Origin of the sequence: Shewanella marisflavi (genome assembly GCF_002215585.1) — a bacterium.
Taxonomy (GTDB): Bacteria; Pseudomonadota; Gammaproteobacteria; order Enterobacterales; family Shewanellaceae; genus Shewanella; species Shewanella marisflavi.
Genome location: NZ_CP022272.1, coordinates 3,548,879 through 3,570,228, shown reverse-complemented (window position 1 = coordinate 3,570,228; position 21,350 = coordinate 3,548,879). Strand labels below are relative to the sequence as shown.

General features: G+C 52.1%; 13 protein-coding genes. 8 read left to right on the top strand and 5 right to left on the bottom strand.

Going from position 1 to position 21,350, the window contains the following annotated elements; genetic code table 11:
• Positions 1-77 precede the first annotated feature (77 nt).
• The gene (hrpB, locus tag CFF01_RS15715; RefSeq protein WP_088905424.1) at positions 78-2,570 is read left to right on the top strand and encodes an ATP-dependent helicase HrpB; all 2,493 of its coding nucleotides are present in this window, start codon (positions 78-80) and stop codon (positions 2,568-2,570) included.
• A 30-nt stretch (positions 2,571-2,600) separates the two neighbouring features.
• A complete protein-coding gene (mrcB, locus tag CFF01_RS15710; RefSeq protein WP_088905423.1) occupies positions 2,601-4,937 on the top strand; it encodes a penicillin-binding protein 1B in 2,337 nt (778 codons plus the stop codon).
• Between the two features lie 78 nt (positions 4,938-5,015).
• Here the strand turns inward: mrcB and CFF01_RS15705 are convergent, their stop codons facing one another.
• From CFF01_RS15705 to CFF01_RS15690, 4 genes are all read right to left on the bottom strand, one after another.
• Positions 5,016-5,819 (bottom strand): PepSY domain-containing protein, encoded by an 804-nt coding sequence (locus tag CFF01_RS15705; protein WP_088905422.1) that lies wholly within the window; start codon positions 5,817-5,819, stop codon positions 5,016-5,018.
• A gap of 147 nt (positions 5,820-5,966) precedes the next feature.
• Positions 5,967-6,482: an FMN-binding protein gene (locus CFF01_RS15700; RefSeq protein ID WP_088905974.1), complete on the bottom strand. Its 516-nt coding sequence runs from the start codon at positions 6,480-6,482 to the stop codon at positions 5,967-5,969.
• A 129-nt stretch (positions 6,483-6,611) separates the two neighbouring features.
• Positions 6,612-7,781 (bottom strand): porin, encoded by a 1,170-nt coding sequence (locus CFF01_RS15695; protein ID WP_088905973.1) that lies wholly within the window; start codon positions 7,779-7,781, stop codon positions 6,612-6,614.
• 362 nt (positions 7,782-8,143) lie between these two features.
• On the bottom strand, positions 8,144-10,336 hold the full coding sequence (locus CFF01_RS15690; RefSeq protein ID WP_088905421.1) for a TonB-dependent receptor family protein: 2,193 nt from the start codon (positions 10,334-10,336) through the stop codon (positions 8,144-8,146).
• A gap of 198 nt (positions 10,337-10,534) precedes the next feature.
• Between CFF01_RS15690 and CFF01_RS15685 the strand changes: the two genes are divergently transcribed.
• From CFF01_RS15685 to CFF01_RS15660, 6 genes are all read left to right on the top strand, one after another.
• Positions 10,535-11,248: a DUF3581 domain-containing protein gene (locus CFF01_RS15685; RefSeq protein ID WP_088905420.1), complete on the top strand. Its 714-nt coding sequence runs from the start codon at positions 10,535-10,537 to the stop codon at positions 11,246-11,248.
• A gap of 303 nt (positions 11,249-11,551) precedes the next feature.
• On the top strand, positions 11,552-15,223 hold the full coding sequence (locus CFF01_RS15680) for an ATP-binding protein (RefSeq protein WP_033537857.1): 3,672 nt from the start codon (positions 11,552-11,554) through the stop codon (positions 15,221-15,223).
• Positions 15,224-15,877, top strand: coding sequence for a condensin complex protein MksE (locus CFF01_RS15675; RefSeq protein ID WP_033537858.1), 654 nt, complete (start codon positions 15,224-15,226; stop codon positions 15,875-15,877).
• Between the two features lies 1 nt (position 15,878).
• Positions 15,879-17,099: a phosphoenolpyruvate carboxylase gene (locus tag CFF01_RS15670; RefSeq protein WP_088905419.1), complete on the top strand. Its 1,221-nt coding sequence runs from the start codon at positions 15,879-15,881 to the stop codon at positions 17,097-17,099.
• Positions 17,100-17,155: 56 nt separating this feature from the next.
• Entirely contained in the window at positions 17,156-18,079 is a 924-nt protein-coding gene (locus CFF01_RS15665; RefSeq protein WP_088905418.1) for a DUF7281 domain-containing protein, read from the top strand.
• A gap of 496 nt (positions 18,080-18,575) precedes the next feature.
• Entirely contained in the window at positions 18,576-19,838 is a 1,263-nt protein-coding gene (locus CFF01_RS15660) for a dicarboxylate/amino acid:cation symporter (protein WP_088905417.1), read from the top strand.
• Between the two features lie 121 nt (positions 19,839-19,959).
• Here CFF01_RS15660 and CFF01_RS15655 read toward each other — a convergent pair whose 3' ends face one another.
• Positions 19,960-21,342: a sigma-54-dependent transcriptional regulator gene (locus CFF01_RS15655; protein ID WP_088905416.1), complete on the bottom strand. Its 1,383-nt coding sequence runs from the start codon at positions 21,340-21,342 to the stop codon at positions 19,960-19,962.
• Positions 21,343-21,350: the final 8 nt, after the last annotated feature.

Sequence of the window (21,350 nt, the reverse complement as noted above, 5' to 3'; positions counted from 1 at the left end):
AGCCGGGGCGCGTATGTTTAGTTTTGCCTTCATCCCTAGTAAACTGTCGCCAGTTTTTTGCCGATTGAACACCACCTTTGAACCAAGTACCTATCCATACACTCCTGCCTGAGATCCAACAGGCCCTGGAAAGCCATTCGCAGGTGATTCTGCAGGCGCCAACCGGGGCGGGTAAGTCGACCGCGTTGCCGCTGGCGATGCTCGACTGGTCACAGATACAGGGCAAGATTCTAATGTTGGAACCCAGACGTATCGCGGCGCGCAATGTCGCGCACTTTATTGCTGCGCAGCGCGGAGAGTCCGTAGGGCAATCTGTGGGTTATCGGGTACGCGGTGAGTCCAGCATCAGCGCCAAGACGCGTCTCGAAGTGGTGACCGAAGGGGTGTTGACCCGGATGATCCAGCAAGATCCTGAGTTATCGGATTATGGGTTGATCATCTTTGATGAGATCCATGAGCGCCATCTGACGACAGATCTTGGGCTGGCGCTGGCACTAGAGGTGCAGGCCTCGTTTCGTGAAGATCTCAAGATCATGGCGATGTCGGCCACTCTGGATGGCTTGCCTCTCTCAGATTTAATGCCTGATGCTGCTAGTCTTGTCAGCGAAGGGCGCAGCTATCCTGTCAGTTTGAGTTATCGTCCCGGCGATGCTCATCAAGATTGGTTGCCCCATATGGCCAAGGTGATAGTCGACGCCTTGAGTGAGCATCAGCAGGGCTCTTTACTGGCGTTTCTGCCCGGCCAGCGCGAGATTGGGCGTTTACAAACCCTATTATCGGAGCGGCTCGACAGCAAGGTGTTCTTGATTGCACCTCTCTATGGCGCCTTGCCGCCCAAACAACAAGATGCCGCTATTGCCGCTCCGCCTAAGGGGATGCGTAAGTTAGTGCTGGCGACTAATGTGGCCGAGTCGAGTCTGACCATTGAAGATATTCAGCTGGTGGTCGATGCCGGTTATAAGCGTCAGGCCAGCTTTAATCCCAAGACGGCGGTGAATCGACTGTCACTGAAACGGATCAGCCAATCTTCAGCGGCCCAGCGCGCCGGCCGCGCCGGGCGTCTTAGCGCTGGCCACTGCATCAGGCTCTGGCCACAGCAGGAGCATGAGCGTCTGCTCAAGGCCGACGAGCCGGAAATTCAACATGGTGATCTCACCAATGCAGCCTTGGATGCTGCTTTCTGGGGAGTGAACACCCTACAAGCCTTGCCCCTTATTTCGCCGCCTAACGCGGCCAATGAAACCGTTGCCTGGGAGCTGCTTACTCAGCTTGAATTGGTGGATAGTCAGCGGCGCATAACGGCCCATGGCCGCGCCGCCTATCAGCTTGGCTGTCATCCCCGTCTGGCACATATGTTGTTGGCCGCCAAGGCGTTGGAAGAGAGCGGGAGTCCCTACTATTTGCCGCTGGCGGCGGTATTGGCGGCGCTACTTGAGGCGCGAGCCTTGCCCCGACGCGGCGCAGATATTACGCGATATTTAAACGAGGCCCGGGGGGGCGAGATTGCTAAGCTTGCAAAGCAATATCTGGTGAGAGTGGGCGGGAATAAAGCCTTTAGCCAGGTGTTGAGTGAGAGCCGGGATCAGGATATTGCTATTTTATTGGCGCTGGCGTTTCCCGATCGCATCGCCAAGGCGCGTGGGGTGAAGGGCTATCAACTTGCCTGCGGTGCTGGGGTGGCACTCGGCGATGACGATGCGCTGCAGGGGGAGCCTTGGCTGGTGGTGGCCGATTTTCAGGAGAGCGATGGGCAAAGTAGTGGCCGCATTCTGCTGGCGGCTAAGTTGGATCCTGCCTTGTTTGACGGCGCCCTGGCAAACAGGGGGCAGACCCAAGTCGTGACTGGCTGGGATGAGGATAAGGCGCGTTTTTACGGTTTATCTCAACGGCGTATCGGGGCTATCATATTGAGCGAACGCCCCTTAGCGGCTCTGGACGAAGAGACGATTCATCAGGCTATCTATCAGCTGATCCGTACTAAAGGCCTTTCGCTGCTGGGATTTGATGATAAGGTGGAGCAGCTCAGGCGTCGGGTGGCGCTGGCGCGTCAGTTTGAACTGGCGGGAGACTGGCCCGATGTTAGCGATGAATCCCTATTGGCCGAGTTGCCCAAGTGGCTGGGACCCTATCTCGATGGGGTGCGCCGCCTGAACCAGCTCAAGGGACTGGATTTTTACACCCTGCTGCTCAATCGCCTGGAATGGAGCCAGCAGCAGGCATTAAACGAACTACTGCCGACCCACTGGCCGATGAAAACGGGTACTCGGGCGGCGATACGTTACGACGACTCGGGACGCGCCCTGCTTAGCGTGCGTCTGCAGGAGGCGCTGGGCATGGCTCAGAGTCCGCGTCTGGCCCAAGGTAAATTGGTGGTGACCATGGAGCTTCTGTCGCCAGCCATGCGACCGTTGGCGTTAACCGCCGATCTGGCCAACTTCTGGACTGGCCCCTATGTCGAGGTAAAGAAAGAGATGAAGGGGCGTTACCCTAAGCATCTATGGCCCGACGATCCGGCCAACACCTTGCCAACCAAATTAACCAAGAAAAAGATGTCAGCAAATGGGCAGTGATCGCCCTTTTGCTGTTTGACTGGAAAAGAGATGACGAATAAAGAGACGCCAAAGCAACGTAAGCCGCGTAAGTCGGCCAATGGCAAGACAAGCAAGCCTAAAGCCAGTGCCGTAAAGCCGGGATGGGGGCGTAAGATCTGGTCTTTGAGCTGGAAGCTCGGCCTGATACTGTTTGCCGCCTTAACGATTTATAGCATCTATCTGGATCAGATCATCGCCCGTAAATTTGAAGGGCAAAAGTGGCATCTGCCAGCGCAGGTATTTAGCCGTTCTATGGCGCTTTATCCTGGGGCGGCGGTGAGTCATGATCAGTTGATCGCCGAGCTAAAGCTATTGGGTTATCGTAAGGTGGCTAATCCCCGTCAGGTGGGAGAGTTTTCCGCCTCTAAGACCAAGGTGGATCTCTGGCGACGTCCCTTCCTGCATCCTCAAGGTTCCCAAGAGGAACAGCGGGTGATGATCACCTTCGACAGCCTAGGGGTCGCCTCTGTAGCGCGCAGTGATAACCGTGAACTTGCGGTGTTTCATCTCGAACCCGTGCTGCTGGATCGCATGATCACAGGTGATGGCGAAGATAGGTTGTTTGTGGCCACAGATAAGATGCCCAAGGCGATTGTGGATGCCTTGATCTTGGTAGAAGACAGAAGTTTTTACGAGCATCACGGGGTAAATCCCTTTGCCATAGTGCGCGCCGCTATGGTGAATATCAGCGCCGGACGCACAGTACAAGGTGGCTCAACCCTGACCCAGCAGCTGGCGAAAAACTTCTTTCTTTCCAGCGAGCGTTCCATCATACGTAAGCTTAGAGAAGCCCTGATGGCGCTGATCATCGATTTTCGTTATGACAAGGATGAGATCTTAGAGGCCTACCTCAACGAGGTGTATATGGGTCAGGATAAGTCTCGCGCCGTGCATGGAATGGGGCTGGCCTCTCAGTTCTATTTTGGTCGACCTATTGCCGAGCTGACTTTAGCTCAACAGGCGTTTCTGGTCGCGGCGATCAAGGGCCCTTCTTACTATAACCCTTGGCGTTACCCTGAGCGGGCACAGGAACGACGGGATCTGGTGCTGCGTCTCTTGATGGAGTCTGGCCAACTGCCTGTGGCTCAGTATAAGGCGGCGGTGGAGTCACCTCTTGGGGTGCGCCAATTTAGTCGACCTGTGCACAAGAAGCTACCGGCGTTCTTTGCCGTGGTACGCGGTGAACTGTCACGTCGTTTTGGCGATGCTTTGCTGCAACAGTCGGGCATTAAGGTCTACACAACCTTAGATCCATTGGCTCAGGAGGCGGCAGAGCTGGCGGTGCGTAAGACGATGCAGCAGCTGGAGCAGCGAGACAAGGCTTTACAAGTTGGTATGGTGGTGACCGACAAATATTCAGCGGGTATTGCTGCCATGGTGGGCGACAAGGTGCCTAGTTACCATGGTTTTAACCGTGCGGTGGAGATTCGCAGGCCCATAGGCTCGTTAATCAAACCTTTTGTCTATGCCACGGCCTTGAGCCAGGGGGATAAATATACCCTGGCAACGCCGTTAAAGGATGAGCCCATCACATTGACCAACTCTCATGGTAAGACCTGGTCACCGCAAAACGTGACCAAGCAGTTCTCTGGCGAAGTGCCTCTGATGACGGCCTTTAAGAAGTCGATGAACGTACCAACGGTGAACTTAGGGATGGCCATAGGCACAGATGCGGTGGCAACCACTCTGGCCAAGTCTGGCTGGGATGAAGAGATCCCCGATTATCCCTCAATGTTGTTGGGTGCAGTCAATGGCTCGCCGCTGATGGTCGCCCAGGTGTATCAGACATTGGCGGACAATGGACGTTATCGTCAGCTTAATGCGGTGACCCATGTGCTGGATGCAGACAATCAGCTCCTGGCGGCCAGTCAGAGCAACGCCAGCCAGGCATTGCCTGTAGCCAGTGACTTCCTGGTACAGCATGCGATGACTCAGGTGGTTGCATCTGGTACCGCTGCCAAGTTGGGGCAGGCGTTTCCTGGGGTTACCCTGGCGGGTAAGACAGGCACCAGTAATGATTCACGCGACTCTTGGTTTGCCGGTTTCGATGAACGTAACGTGGCAGCGGTTTGGGTTGGCTTGGATGACAATGGCAAGACAAGCCTTTACGGCAGCAGTGGTGCCATGGCCGTGTATCAGGCCTTCCTCAAACAGCGCGCACCTATTGGTTTAAGACGCACACCGGTCGAAGGCGTGGTAAATGGTTACTTCGATGCCAAGACAGGCGTTGCCAAGCAGGCTAAGTGCGGCAATGTTATTGCCGTCCCCGCGCTGACTGAGAGCTATCATCCGGCGAAGAACTGTGGCGAGCCGCTCTCCTGGTGGCAGAAACTGATGGGTGGCTAAGCGCCCGGGTTAATCACAGCAATAAAAAAGCTCACCTAAGGTGAGCTTTTTTATTGCTGTTTAGCAGCGCTATATATCTTATTTCAGGCGGCGCTGCTTGGGTCTTGCTTGCTGCCAAAGATAGAGACCAGAGATGGCCATGAAGATTAAACTGAGGGCCACCAGGTCCATCATCAGGGTGCCGGGCAGGCCTATGATGCGGCCACTGTGTAGGTCTAGCAACACACGTTCCCAATTGAGGTGCATGGCGCGGGCGGCAAGCGAAAGGCGCTGGCTGACGCCAGAGGTCGTTTCGTTGGCGAGGGGCGTTTGCCAGTCTAAGGGGACAAGTGGTTTTGCCGGTTGCCAGTCGATGAGGTCGGCGTCACTTAAGTAACTGCCGGAAGCCGTGTTCAGCCAAAGCTGTTGGCTATCGCCTTGGGGAACAAGGGCCAGTGCACTTAGATCTTGGGGTAGGCCTGTGGCTCGGCTCTGCTGCTCGAGCAAGTTACCTGCTTGATCAAGCAGATACAGATGTTGGTCATCGATGGCCACATAGTGATTGCCATAGGCAAGGGCGCCAAGTAGCGGTCCTTGAGCCTCCAATACAGGTTTATCCTTGAGCCAAAGCAGGTTATCGCTCGCCGCGAGCAGGGGCTCTGTAGCGAAGACCATGATCTGGTTAGGCGCCTTGATACCATAATGATCCAGTAACCAGGCTTGATTAACATGAGCCGTATCTAGCTTGAGTTCATTGCTGTGGTTGATCAAGATGCCAGTCGCGGCGACCAAGACCACCAGGATAGCACTGGCAATGCCTAGACGTCTGTGCCAGGGTCTGAACACTTTGGCGAGTTTTTGCCACAGAGGTTTACGGTGGGGATGGCGAGGTTTGTTTGTCATCTATGGCTTTCTTTATTTTGGCAATGTTAGGACGTTAGCAATCCAGGTAAAAGGATGCGGGCTGGTGGCCCAAGGAATACAAAAAGAGCAGGGGTATCCTGCTCGCTGGCCATAATATAACACTAACAGGGCAGATCGCCATCTGTGCTATTGAGTCACCCTGTCGTCTAGATAGAGGGCGATGCGTGATAGTTTGGTGAGTGCGCGCACCGACAGGGTGGCGCCTGTGATACCATCGATATTGCGATCCAGTTGGTGATCGCCGGTCAATTTAGCCTGTTTAAATTGATCGGTGAAAAACTCGTGACGCACCTCATCACCTCGACTCTCGCGATAGACAAGCACCTTGGTTTGGGCGATCGCCTTGTTTTTGATATGTATGCCAACCGTGATGGGGGATTCCTTACCTATCTCTTCGAGGATCCATACGGTTTCGCCTTCCTGCTGCCAGTAACGTACTCGCATCTTGTTAAATTTATGGGCCAAGATATCTTCGATCACTTGCTTATCATCATCTTCTAACCAGTAGACCTTTGCCTTTGGCATAGGGGCGGCGAAGGCTTGGGTAATAAAGTCTTCGTTGCTTTGATAGACACTGGCGGCCTGCACGCAGAAGGCAGCGAAGAGTGAGGCAAATATGAGCTTAACAGAAAGAGATTTCATTGATTGACCCAGTAGCAAGGTAATGGATGAGGCCTGTGATAATGAATCCATTCACTATGGCTAAGACACCTCGTAAAGTGTCTTAGCCATAGGCAGTGCTCGTTTGGAGCACTGCTATGGAGGGCTAGCTTAGAATTGGTAGCCAACGCCTAGGTTGAAACCATCGGCATCTTTAGCGCCGCCAACTTTTTCGTAGTCAGCCTTAAATACTACATTTTCGTGTAACCAGTAGTTAATACCTACGTTGGTTTGCTCGACCTTAGTGTCGTCGCCGTTACCTGCATTGTTGTCATACTCGTTGTAGCGAGCAAAGATGCCAATGCTTTCATTGAAGCGGTAAGATGGCTCAATGTACCAACCGTTTTGCTCGTCGCGACCCAATGCTTCAGCTTCTTTACCGTCGATATCCCACTGAGCATACAGTGCCTTAACGGTGAAGTTTTCGATGCTGTAGATAGCATGAGCGGTTAACAAAGTCGCTGAAGCCGTGTCAACACCCGCTTTACCTTGAGTGAGATCAGACTGATATTGTGCCGTAGCCGCTAGCTCTAAACCTGCAACGCCCGTGTATTTAATGCGTGCGGTATAGGCTAGATCCGAGGCGTCAGCTTTAGCAACTTTTTGGCGACCACCGCGGATGTTATAAGTATCATCAACTTTCAGACCTGAAGTGATGGCACCGTCAAAGGCCAGGCCAGGTGCTGCTTTGATGTTGAGGTTGATACCCGCTTCCCACCAAGTCGCTGGCAAGATGTTTTTCTCAACAGGGTTACGTTCAACACCGTAGAAGGTTGGTGGCTCGTGAGTTTCGTTGATGATGCCTACAGGCATTAGGAACAAACCTGCTTTACCGGTGAACATCTCGTTAAAGTCATGCTCTACATAAGCTTGTTCTAGTTCAACCTCGCCTGGCTTGTCATCACCAGAAAGTGCATGCTCAATTTCTAGCTCAGAGAAGAAACGTGTGTTTTCTGTGAACTCATGGCCAAAGAACAGCACGAAACGATGGAAATCGATATCTTTTTTGTCTTTACCTGATTTGTTGTCTGTGATGTTGTTGTAATGAAGTTCACCATAACCACCGATAGTGGTCGCACTCTTGGCAGAGCTAGTTTCTTCAACGGCATCAGCGGTTTTTTCTACACGTTGCTCAGTTTGCTCAAGACGCTTTTCAAGATCTTGCAGTACTTTCTGCTGCTGCTCGATCACTTTACGCAGTTCCTGAGTTTCATCAGAGGCAATAGCGGCTTGGCTAGCAAATGCGCTGACTAGCGCGGCGGCAATTAGCGTTTTCTTCATCATTTCTCATCCCAGTTGTTGTATCAGGGTTATTAAGTTGCTGGCGATTCTATCAATCAGATATCGTAATGCAAACAATTATCATTAAGTTTTTTGATTGAGATCAACATTTGTAAAGAAAGCGTAAAGCGCTGTGGTGATGTGCAGCTGGGGTGAACTAGAAATAAATCACTTTATTAACAAATGTTTGCATTGCATTTAGCCTTGCAGTTTTTCTGTAATAAAGGTTAATGCTTGGTTGTGCAATAAGTGTGCAGCAGGCCTGTTGTTAACTGCTTTATCCATTTGAGGGCAGAGTCATCACCTCTAATTGTGATTCGCTGATTGAAAATTGCCCCTTGGGAGCCCAAGGGGCGGTAGCCTTAGAATTGGTAGCGATAACCGAGGGTGACGGATAAAGGTTTACCAGCAAAATTAGAACCATGGATCTTGGTGGTGACATAGCTGGTGTCGAACAGATTTTCTGCGCTGAGATAAACCTCATGAGCCTCACCTAGATGGTAGCGTCCTGAGAGGTCGACAATGGTTTTGGCTTCGATCAGCTGCTCTGTGGCGATCGCCCCTTGACCTGCTTGGGTACGAATGTCATCGGTATAGCGTGCCGCTAGAGTGATTTGCCAGTTGTCACCGGCCATTGCTGCCGATGCAAATAGTTGATTTTCTGGCAAGTAAGGCAATTTATAGCCAGCCTCTACTTCTCCCCAAGGGTCAAAATCTGAGGTAAAGCTTTTGGCGAATTCGGCCTGTGTGTAGGTGTAAGCGAGCTTAACTGGAAAGCTGATATCGCCGTCGTGGTTAAAGGTGTGATCTAAACTGAGTTCGAGACCACTGACTTCTACTTCGCCGCCATTGTATTGGTTGCCAATATTGTCATCATCACAGCCTTGTGCAGCGGTGCAGTTACCATGCATGTTGCTGTAATCACTGTAAAAGACGATGGCTTCAGCATTAAGGTTACCACTGTTGAAGCGCGCACCTGCCTCATAGTTCCAACTTAACTCTTCCTGACGATCACTGTTGCCAGGGGCAGCAGGGGAGAAACCTTTCTGCACACCAGCCAGCAGTAACCAGTTGTCATCAAGCTGATAACTGGCCGAGAGTGACGGAAGCAGTGCCGAGAAGCTGTTGCGAACATCTTTATCGGCTTCGCCGTCTCTGCCGACATTACTCTTCCCCCAGTCGAGGCGACGAGTGTCGACATCTTCATAACGTAGGCCTGCGGTGATATTGAACTGGCCGATCTGAATTTTATCCTGAACATAGAGGGCGATAGCCTGGGCACTATCGATACGGTTAGAGTCGGTACCTGGGATCCCTGCGCTGCTCAAACGCATGACCTGATCTGCTCCCATGTTGTATTTATCTACCCACTGAAACCTGTCCATCTCATCTTCATGGTAGCGGGCCCCGATGGCGATTTCGTGATTATCCAGTAACCAGTTGAGCTCACTTTGAATACCTTGAGACAGATATTGACGATTATTGGCTTTAACATCGACGCTAAGATCGCCACTGGTGGGATCGCTATCGAAGTCAGCAGCTATTTGCGTGCCGTCGCCGCTGATGCTCTGTCCGTTCACTTTACTGGTTTTGTACCAGTTACGGGCAAACTCGTTGTAATAAACTATGGTGCCTAGCGACAAGCTGTCGTTGAGATCGATAAGATGATTAAGTTGCAGCTGCTTGTGCTCTGTGGTCATCTTGTCTTTCTGAGACGCAGAATATCTTTGGTAGGGATTGGCGGCAAAGTCGGCGTCGGTAAGGCCCATATAGGTTTCGTTGGAGATCTCGTCGGAATACTTAAGTTTCAATTCGAGGGTTTGCTGGTATTGGCTAGCCTTGTCACTACGAATACTCATCTTGGCTAAAGCGTCGTTTTTAGTGAATCCAGTGTTGCCATCGACGCCGTTAATGTCGCGAAAACCATCGGCCTGGTAGCGATAAAGCTCGGCCACTGCGCCGATGCGCTCACCCTGTCCGCCGGCGAAAGCATGTAGCTTGCCAAATCCATGTTGACCAGCAGCGATATCCACTTGACCCGCGAGGTCTTGCTCAGGGATCTGACGTGAGATGAGGTTGAGCACGCCGCCCGTTGTGCGAGGGCCATATTTGACCGTAGAGCTGCCCTTAAGCACTTCGATAGATTGCATTCTGCCTGATGTAGGAAAGTAGTAGGCCGCAGGAGAAGCATAGGGAGCGGGCGCTGCCAGTACACCATCTTCCATTACCGTGATTTTTTCGGAGCGGTTTTGGCCTGTTCCGCGCATGCCAAGATTTGGCCGCAAACCGAAACCATCTTCCTCCTGAATATAGACACCGGGCACCGAGGCGAGAGTGCGCATAATGTCACTGTATTTAAAGGTATCGAGTTCGGCTTGGGTGATTTGGTGAGCACTACCCGGGACGGTATTAAGCGGATTGCGCTGGCCGAAAATGGTTAATTGTTCTAGTGGTTTAGCCGTTTCATCACCGGCTTGGGCATAACTGGGGGTGGCAAGGACTGATAGCAGACTCAAGCTGATAAGACTAAGCGAGGTATTAAGCGGGCGTAACATACAATCTCCAATGAAAATACGAATGATTATCTTTTGCATGGAGATGTTAGTGTTGAGTCCTTAATTTTAACTTAAATGGTTAGACGTTTACGTTTGTTAAATTTTGTATCTTTAAGTCATCGGAGAACTATTTGGTGGGTTTTGCTATAGACTGTGCCTCTTAAATATTAACTATCCCCCTATCGCTATCGAGCCATTATGTTTCTAAGTCACTATTTTAAAAAAGATCAGCAAGTTGTTTCCGTCTCAGCACAGCAAGCGAGCGAGTTCGCTAAAGGTGTGGCGCAAGACTTCAACCCTATCCATGATGTCGATGCCAAGAAATTTTGCGTCCCCGGAGATCTGCTGTTTGCCTTAGTACTTGGTCAGTATGGACTTAGCCAGAAGATGCAGTTTCGTTTCGAGGGCATGGTAGGCAATGGGGTTAATCTGGTCTTTCCCGATAACGTAAGCGATGCCTTTGCCATTTTGGATGATAAGGATAAGCAATACCTCAGCGTCGAGCGCAGCGGTGATAGCACCTTGTGTGAGGTGCAGACAGAGTCTTTTATTCGCAGCTATGTGGCTTTCTCTGGCTTAAACTTCACCCATGTGCTGGTGCCGCTGATGAGGCAGCATGGTGTGATGATCAACCCTGCGCGTCCCTTAGTGATCTATGAAAGCATGTCGTTCGACCTGGCGAGTCTGGATTTTAAACATATCGAGCTGTCCCTGGTCGAGCAGAAGCTGGCTATCGAGGGTAAGCGCGGGGATGTGACTCTGAAGTTTGAGCTGCACTGCGGCGAGACCTTAGTGGGCACAGGAGAGAAGACACTCGTACTTAGCGGTCTGCGTCCACTTGAAGCCGAGAGCATGGATGAGATGGTGGCCCGCTACGAGGCGCGCCGTGTGAGTTACCAGCAAGGCAACTAACATTTTGGGGTCGGCGCGAGTCGGCCCCTATTACTACTCTTTAGCAGCCACGCTGCGCTACTTTGTTTGATATCTTAACTTCACACCTTTTGCTCTAGCTCTTTGTTCTGCAGGCTTGCCATTGCCTTGAAAATCACCTGAAATCGGCTGTGACGCACGCTTTTTAAACGACTATCCCATCCAAGCCCTGGGCCAGATTGCCAAGACACTGGCTTTGTTTTACTTTAGTGGGATTGTTTTGCTATTCCCCTTTGCTGCTTGCCCCTCGGGGCGGCCGACAAGCTCGTTTGGATAAGGAAAGAGATGCCAAGCTTAAATCGAATCGTGCTGATCAATACGCACCTCCCTGGCGTTGTGGAACTCGCCCTCGATGGACACACTAATATTTGTGGCACCAATGCCTCGGGCAAGACCACGCTGCAGCGTCTGGTGCCCGTGTTTTATGGTGAATATCCCAGCCGAGTGGTGCCCTCGACCCGTGACAGCTTCGAGCGTTGGTACCTGCCCCATGACTCCAGTTACATCATCTATGAGTACAAGCGTGACGACGGCCTGCTGACCCAGGCGGTGCTGGCCTCTGCCGGTGATGGCAAAGGGGTCAACTACCGTTTTATCGGTAAAGGCTTCGAGCTGGCTGATTATGTGAAGTCCCAGCAAGGGGAGTCGATTCTCTGCCATAACATGGCCGAGCTGGGCCGTGAGATGAAACGCGCCGGTGTGGCGGTGACTAACCTGCTGAACACCCGCGAATATCGCGCCATCATTCAAAACGATCGCACTCTGCTCAGCACTGGCAGCAACCGTAGTGAGCTCAGGGCCTACGCCCGTCAATTCTCCCTGTGTCAGCATGAGCATACGCTGCGTCACATAGAGAAGCTGGCCAAGGCGGTGCACTCCAAAGAGGGCAAGATGGAGACCATCAAGTCGATGATCGCCGCCATCTTAGAGGAGGATGGGGTTAACCCGCCCAGCTCACGGCTTAATCCACAGCGCGTCGAGTCTTGGATCCGCGAAAGTCAGTTGATCCAGGGCTTCGAGCAGATCCGCCCCGAGTTTGACAAGTTGGAGCAGGAATTCAATCAGCTACTCAGCGCCGAGCAGCGTCTGGCTGGCCTGAAACGTGGCTATGGTAAGGATGAATCTCAGGAGATAGAGCGTCAGGAGATCCATCAGCAGCGCTCAAAAGATCTGGGTAACAAGTTGCGTCAGCTCGACGATGAGTGGAAGGAGCTGCGCGACGAGCTCAACTTGGACCTCTCTGCCGCCAAGGGGGATGTGGCCAAGATAGAGCATGAGCTGGATATTATCGAAGATCAACATGCAGGTTTTCTCGATGCCGACATCGAGCAGGCCAAGCTGGATCTTGAGCAGCTCCCCAGCTGGCGCGCCAGCCTGGAGAATCTCACCGAGCGTCATAAGCTACAGACAGAGAAGCATCAGGATATTGAGGCGGCCTACAACGCACGTCGTAGCAAGATTGGCGAGAACCTCAACCGTGAGCTGGAACAGCTCGACAAGGAGCAGGACAAGCATCGCGAAGCCAGAGACAAGCAGCAGGAGGCCGGCCGCGAGGAGCTGGCAGCCCTAGAGCAACGCTGGCGAGAGCAGATGGACGCGGGCCGCGCTAAGCACAATGAGCAGGAATACCAGCTCAAGTTGACGGCGGCCGAGTTGCAGATGCAGGTTAACAGTGTCACCTACAGCGAGGAAGAGAAGCTGGCCCTGGCGGTGTTTGACGAGCGTATCTCCCGCGCCGACGAGGAGCAAGAAGCCTGCAACGCCATGGTAGATCGTCTCACGGCTGAGGAGCGTAAGCTCAGAGCCAAGCGGGATCAGGCCAATGAAAGCCTGAGACAGGCAGGCGTTCGTGTGATTGAGCGCCAGGGGGCGCTGGATGAACTGCATCAGGTGCTTTTCCCTCAATCCCATACTCTGCTTGAGTATCTACGTAAGGAAGTACAGGGCTGGGAAGAGAGCATAGGTAAGCTGATTAACCCTGAACTTTTACATCGCAGTGACCTGCATCCGGCCAAATCGGCAGATGGTGATAGCTTCTGCGGTGTCGAACTGGATCTCAAGGCGTTGGCGACTCCAGAATATGCGGCCTCGGAGCAGGAACTCAGGGGACGTTACAGCGAGGCCGAGGAGGCACTGGCGAGCGCCAAACAGCTACAGACAGAGGCTGAAGAAGCCTTAGTGGCCATCAATGCCGAGCTGGATAAACTCAACCGCGAACTCACCTTTGCTAAGACGGCTTATAAAAACAGCCGCGACGATCTGCGCCGCCTGTTCGACGAGAAGCGCGCTGAGCAGGAGAAAATTAATCAGGCGCTAACCGCGCGTAAGGCTGATTCCCAGAAGCGTCTTGCTCGTCTCGACAGTGAGATGAAACAGCTTAAGGCTCAGCATCAGGAGTGGCTCGAGGAGCAAAACGAGCAGGCGCTCGAGGCGCGCATGGAGAAGAAGGCCTACTGGCAGGAAGTGGTTGGCGCCTTGGATGCCCAGCTGTCACAGGTAAAACAGAATATTAGTGAGCGCCGCCAGGCGGCCAAGGCGGAGCAGAAGGCCTGCGAGCAGTGGTATAAGGATGAGCTGAAATCCCGCGGCGTCGATGAAGATAAGATCTTGAAGTTGAAGCAGGAGATCCGCACGCTTGAAAGCAATATCGGCAAGGCGGAGCAGCGACGCAGTGAGGTACTGCGCTTCGACGATTGGTATCAACATACCTGGCTTGCCCGTAAGCCTAAGCTGCAGACCGAACTGAGCAAGGTGAAGATGGCGGTGACCGAGTTGAGTCAACAGCTCACCACTAAGGCCAACGAGGTAAAACATCAGCGTCAGCAATATGATAGCGAGCGCAAGCAGTCTGATTCGATTCAGGTAGAGGCCTCGGAGAACTTGACCAAGCTGCGCGCCGTGATGCGCAAACTGGCCGAGCTGAAACTGCCCTCGAGTCAGGACGAGATGCAAGGTGGCCTTACCGAGCGATTGCGTCAGGGTGAAGAACTGCTGCTGCGCCGGGATCAGCTAATGGGGTCGGTGAAGCAGTATATTGAGCATTTCGATTCGGTGATCGCCAGCAAGTCGGGCTCTAGCTTGTCGGAGACCTGGGAGCGCGCCCGCGAGGAGTCGAGCTTTGTTAACGACAAGGGCATTCGCCTGTTGGATTATCGCAAGCTGGTGCCGCAACTTGAGCAGCTGCTCAACGTCATGGTGCCTCAGGCGATCATGGGGCTAAGAGAGCAGGGGCGTAACTTTGGTATCGATCTGACCGCGTTTTATGATGTATTGGCGGATATCGATCGCCGCATCGCCTCGCAGAGTGCCCGCATCACCCGCGAGGTGGGCGAAGAGCTGTTCCTCGACGGGGTGAGCGAGTCGGCGGTGCGTATCCGCTCGCGCATCAGTGAGCTAGAGTTCTGGCCAGAGTTGGAGGAGTTCGTTAAGGCGTTTAAACAGTGGAAAGCCGAGGGCTTTGCCGACTTGCCTGATGAGCACTACACCAGCAGTATGCGCCGCGCGTTGGATATCATCGGCCGCGCCGCCCTAACCGGCGGTATCGCCAAGCTGTTAGAGATAGAGCTACGCCTGAAAGAGGGCAACAGCGATCTGGTGATCCGCACCGACCGTCAGCTTAACGAATCCTCGAGCCATGGTATGGCTTATCTGATCTTGTGCAAGTTCCTGCTGGCCTTTACCCGCCTGCTGCGTGGCCGCGCCGATGTGACCATTCACTGGCCGATCGACGAGCTGGGTACACTGCACCACGGTAACGTGAAGAAGATCTTCGATGCCTGTGAGAACAATAACATCTCTGTGTTGGGCGCTTTCCCTAACCCTGAGTCAGAGGTGCTTAACCTGTTTGCTAACCGCTACATCATTAATAAGCAAACTAAGAAATTACAAGTGGTTAAGCCGCAAGTTAACCCCATAGCCGATAAGCTGAGCCAGCGTTTTGCCAAGGAGGCTGTGTAAATGAGCAGTAGCACACAAACCGTATTAGTGGGCCAGGGCGCCTTGATTGAAGCCTTGCTGCGTGGTGAGTTTATCTGCCGTACCAGCAATGAAGAGGCCTGGCGCGCACTCAAGTCGCAAGCCACTCGTGATAACGTCGAGCAATACCTGAATCAGATTAATCGCACCCTGGCCTCGGCCGGAGAGGGCGAGGTGTTCTTCTGCGGTTACCTGCAACTGGGGGACGATGAACGTAAGGTGATCTCCAGTCAGTTTCGCGATATCTGCCATGCGCTGATCCCCTTGGTGGAATGGTTAGTGCTGGTGCAAGAGGCCAGCGGCCAGGACGCGCCACTGTCTGAAGGTGCGGCGGTGCGGCTCAACGAGTTGCAGACCCGTATCGAAGATACTCCGGCGTTTCGCGAGCAGCTGGCTAAGATCAGCCACTATCGTCTGTTTGGCTCCAGCTCTACCCAGGTGGATGCACAGATCAAGTTGGTGTTTAAACGTCTGGTAGAGCTGGGATATCTGCTGCGTCCCAACCAGGAGAAGCAGATCTATATCGCCACCGGCAAGTTGGATTACCTCTATGAGGTGATCCGTTTCATCGATGAAACCGAAGGACTCAGCCTGGAGGCCCAGGCGGAAACCGCAACCCAGAGGGACTTGATCTGATATGAGTAGCAACTTACATCAGGCTGGCGTTAAGCTGCTTAAGCAGCTGGGACGCCATGCGGATCTCATCATGGACGTCTATTTATCAGGTTCAATAGCGGAAGATGGTGAAAATGACAGCGCTATAGATAAGTTGCGCAAGGCCGACATCCTCTGGCGACCAGAACCTGGACAGGAGTTACGCCTGAAACGTTCGGTGCGCGCCCTGCTGGAAGAGGCGTTGAGCGATGAGCGTAATCGTCAGATCGATGCCAATGTCGGCTCCTCTCTCGCTACCATCAAGACCCTAGCTGACCACTACAAGGAGGCCCGCCATGCGGCCGATTACAGTGCCAGCGAGGCTTATTTGGCGGACCTCAGTGAGCAGGTTTACAGCTTTACCGAAGGGCTGAAGTACTCGATTCGTGTGCTCTGGAGCCGGATCAATAACGAGTTCGGCTATGTGGGCACGATCAACGCCAAGATACGTGAAAACGAACTGGCCCAGAGCCAGGTGACCGAACTGCTTAATGGTCTGGAGATGTTCCAGTTTAGCGAGTTGGGTGAGATAGCAGGGGATATCCGTGAGCTGCGTAAACTACTGGTGACCCGCTTGCAGGAGACGTTGAGCGACTGTACACAGGAGTTGAGTGTCGTGCAGGGGCGTTTATTGGAGCTGCTGGGACGTTTCCGCCAGATCCAAGGGCGTACCCGCCTGCTTAAGGGGTGGCTGCTCTATACGGATATGCATCCAGATTACGAGGTGGCGGATCATGTGGGTCATAAGCAGGTGCCAACTCTGTTTAACCGCTCCGAGGCGATTCTGGCGCCGGCTGCAGTGGATGTTGCCAATACCAGCCAAGAAGCTGAACTGCTTAGTTTAGTATCGCAGATTAAAAGTATTAGCCGTGCTGGTCGCGATCCTCTGATGCGTGAACATGATATGCCCTTCGCCTTGGTGGAGGCGGAAGACTTTGATATTCCCGATAATCCGCTCAAATTGGCGGTGGATGAGTACTTCTGCGCCGTCATCGATTCAGGAATGAATCAATCGGCGCTCGATTATCTTCGACAAAAAGAGATGGATTGGGATCCGGAAAGCTGGTTATATCAGGTGATCTGTGGCTATGAGGGGTTGCCCGAAGAGCATAGGCGCTATTTTGAATTAGAGCCTATTGGCGAGCGTCATCCGATTTATAGCGGCAATTTTATCATTCGTGATGTTGAATTGGGGCTGGCCTGACGAGATAACTCTTCGCTGGGACTTTGTGCGTAAAGGACTCGAGTCAAAGGAGATTTGTGGCTACATTTTCTAAGACACAATTGAATGTCATCGCTAATGCAGTGATCAAGCGATTGTCTCGGGTGCCTTTTAATGGGACCTGGCAGAAAATATACAGGCAATTGGAGATCGGTCAGCCCGATGGTGCAGGTAAATATCTTCATTTTTCGGGTGAAGATGCCGTGCTACTTAGAGAAATGGTCAAGGTCGAAGCAGGTGTAGATGTGCTCAATCTCGACTTTGATGTCGATCGAATGGCGATATCAACACTTACTTCGAAAGAAAAGTATGCCAATATTCGTCCTGAAGCAAACTATGTGTTGGTAAAAGCCCCTTTTATGTTTGCTGGCAAGATGCATTTTGACGAGTTTGGATTGTTTGATGAGCAAACGGCCTTTCGACTCCATGTCGATAGGGTTATTGACGTGTGCCGTCAACAACCTGTATCAGATCTTATTATTGTTGAAAATTTAGATATCTTTGATGCGGTAGCTCAAGGGCATTATGACTCTATTATTCAACAACGCTTATCTAGCACGCTATTTATTTATCGCGGAGGCGGTATCCATTCGGCTGCAGGGCCTAAATCGCTATTAAAGCTAATCCAAAGAGATACTTGTCTCAGTAGAAAAATTACAGTTAGTGCCTTTGTTGATCTTGATCCCGCTGGCTTGCAAATTGCCTGTTTATTACGAGGCTGTACGCAATTGATTCTGCCAGAACTAGCTGTCAGTCAGCCTTGTAGTTTGCTCAATATTCCCCAAATAAATGATCCCAGTGATTATTTTAAACAGATTCGTCAGGTCTCTTATCTTGAGAAAACAGCTCTTGGAAAATGGAAGCCGCTATTCACTTGGATAATGAAAAATAAGGTTAGTATTAAGCAGCAACACATGTTGACGAGGAATCTAATGCTATCTAGCGTATACAGAAATAGTTAGATAAATCAGCTGTATGCGGTAATTGCATTCCATTTTGACTCCCCGTAATTTTGTTCGTTAGGTCATCTCCTGTTTATTGTTTTCCCACTAGTGCAACTCACTACTCTGCCGACTTGATTGGTTTTCTGTGCTGTTTTTTTATTTATTTGCGACTTTTGCATCTTTTCCGCTTGCAGCCTTTAGAGACTTTCACTGCTTGTTGGTGATGCCTTTGTGGCGATTTTGTTGTCTATTTGTGCTGAAAGTAAAAGTTTATTCACCGCACCTATCTGGTTGGTGTGATTTTTTGTATTAAAAATCATTGCATTATTATTTCTGTGGTTGATTGTTTGCTGGTCTGATCAATTTAACGTACCCAGATTATGATTGAATTTATGGGTAGCATGATCCACTATCACTGACCAGTAACGGGAAAGCTAAGGCTTTCATTCTCATCTCCACGTATAGATGGAGAGTGTAAAGCGCACGATAGATGCGCACATAACAAGGCAAGCAGATGACAAAATCACTTTCAACACGCATCTTTATCGGGCTGTTTTCTGGCCTGATCTTGGGTAGCATTATTCAGTATTTTTTAGCCGATGTGGGCTTCTTCTCCGGCACTTTGGTCGAGGTCGCTTCAGGCGTAGGCACCATGTTCGTCAATATGATCATGATGATGGTGGTGCCTCTTGTCTTCGTCAGTATCGTCTGCGGCGTGCTGGAGCTCGACGACCTTAAGAGCTTTGGTCGTCTCGGCGGTAAGACGTTCGGTTTTTATATTATCAATACGCTAGTGGCCATCTTCGCCGCTTTGGCTGTGGCATTGCTGCTTAAACCTGGGCTTGGGGTCGATATGACAGGTGGCAGCGGCGCAGAGATCACCGCCACTGAGCTGCCTAACCTGATGCAGCTAATTGTCAACATAGTGCCTAGCAACCCGGTGGCTGCGTTCACCTCAGGCAATATGCTACAGGTGATCTTTATGGCGCTGTTGGTGGGGGGCGTGATTAAGTCGATGGGCAGCGCCGTGCCACTGTTAAAGCAGGGCTTTACTGAAGGCAATAAGTTGATGATGAAGCTCATCAGTCTAGTGATGCAGTTGGCGCCATTTGGTGTGTTTGCCCTGATGTTCAAGCTGGGGGCAACCTTAGAAGCCAGTCTCTTCGTGAGCGTGATAGAGTATCTGGTGGTGATCTTAAGCTTGTTATTGCTGTGGATCTTTGTGGTCTATCCTTGGGCGGTGAGTCTGTTTACTCCTGTGTCGGCCAAGGCGTTTAGAGCTAAGACACAAGAGCAGATTCTCTTCTCTTTGTCGACCGCAAGCTCTAATGCCACCATTCCTGTGACCATGCGTACTCTGACCGAGAAGCTTGGGGTTAAGCGCGCCGTGGCAGGTTTCGGTGTTCCGCTGGGCGCAACCATGAACATGGGCGGTGTCTCTATCTATATCACCATCGCAATCTTCTTCGTGGCAAACTCTTTCGGCGCGCCGATTGCTATGGAACAACTGCCTGCGCTGCTGTTTAGTATCTTCCTGCTCTCTGTGGGGGCTGGTGGTGTGCCAGGCGGTGGCATGGTGATGATAGGTGTATTGATCCACCAAATGGGCTTACCCGTTGAAGCTTTCGTGATCGTTGCGGCTCTGGACAGACTGATCGACATGGTACTGACCTCTTGTAATGTCGTGGGTGATGCCGCTGTGCTCACCATAGTCGATGCCACCGAGAAAGAGGTGGAAGAGGTACAAGAGGAAGCGCGTCAGCAGCAAACGGCTTAAGCGGGCTTTAGGCCTTGAGCTAAAAAAAGCAGTATTAATGAAATAAAAAGCCTCTCATTATCGAGAGGCTTTTTTTGTTGGCCAATGGTGAGGTTGGCTAATGGTGAGGTTGGCTAAGTAGCTAATGCCCCTTGGTCAGACGGCGGCTGAGAGCACTTTGGCTGATCCCCAGCATCTGCGCCGCCGCAGTTTGGTTGTTGGCGGTGCGGCTCATGGCCTCGTCGATCAATGCCTGGTTCATCTGTGCCAGTGTCGGCAGGGATTTAGGGAAGATGATGTGATCGCCAGGCTCAGCATCCAGCGACTTGTGTTCTTTAACCGCCTCCATAAAGGGTGAGATGTTGAGCGTCACGCCGTCGCTGCGGCTGACGGCATCGAATACCATGCCTTTGAGCTCATTCAGGTTACCGGGAAAGTCATAATCCAATAGTTTGGGCGCCAGATCTCTGGGTTGCTGGGGCGCGCATAGTGACATCTCCTCGGCGGCCTCGGCGATAAAGTGATTGATCAACATTGCGATATCTAACGGGCGTTCAGCGAGCCGAGGCAGTTTTATCTTATGGGCGCGCAGACGGTAGAGCAGATCGCTGCGAAACTCGCCGCGCTTGTTGAGGGCCAGCAAATCGTCTTGCGTGGAGAGGACAAATTTACACTTGATGGGGAAGCGACTATCGCTGCCCAAGGGGGAGTAACTCTTGCTCTCGATAAGCTCCAACAAGGTGATCTGCGCGCTCAGAGGCAGGGCACTGATTTCACTCAGATAGAGGACGCCACTGCCTGCCTGGTGCAGCAGTCCGGTCACCGCATCGATTTCCCCGTTTGGCTGGTGGCTCAGTCGGCCGCAGAGTTTAAGTTCGAAGGTATCGCTGGCAAACCCTGCGAGATTAAGGCTGATAAAGGGTTGCTCAGGGCTAAAAAGTTGATGGCAGGAGCGGGCAAATTCACTCTTACCCGTACCGCTTTCCCCCTGAATCAGCAGAGGCTCCGGGCTAAAGGCTACGGCCTCTAAATAGCGAAACTGATCCAGCAGCACAGGCTCACAGGTGAGAATATTATTAAACGCCTTGGGATTATCTAAGGTGCGACTGAGAAAGCGCTCCTTAATATGTAAGTAGTTGCGCTCCAGCCCTACGACTTCCAGCGCCCGTCGCACCGTATGGGCCAGATCGCTGACGTTGTCCGTCTTGATAAAGTAATCATAGGCACCATGCTTGATGCAGCGCACTGCGGTGTCTACTTCGTTAACCCCTGTCACGATAATCACCCGGGTATTGGGTGACTCGGCCCTTATCATGGCCAGTAACTCTTCGCCCGAATGAAATGGCATGGTCAGATCCAGCAGCACCAAGGCGTAGTCGCCCACCTGTAGGCGATTCAGCACCTGGCGGCTGTCGACGCAGGTATCTATCTCTGCCTCGGGCACCAGGCGGTTTAAGGTGAGAGCCAGGGTACGCAGCCAAGAAGCCTCGTCGTCGACCAAAAGGATATTGCGTGCAAGTTTCATCTGTTATT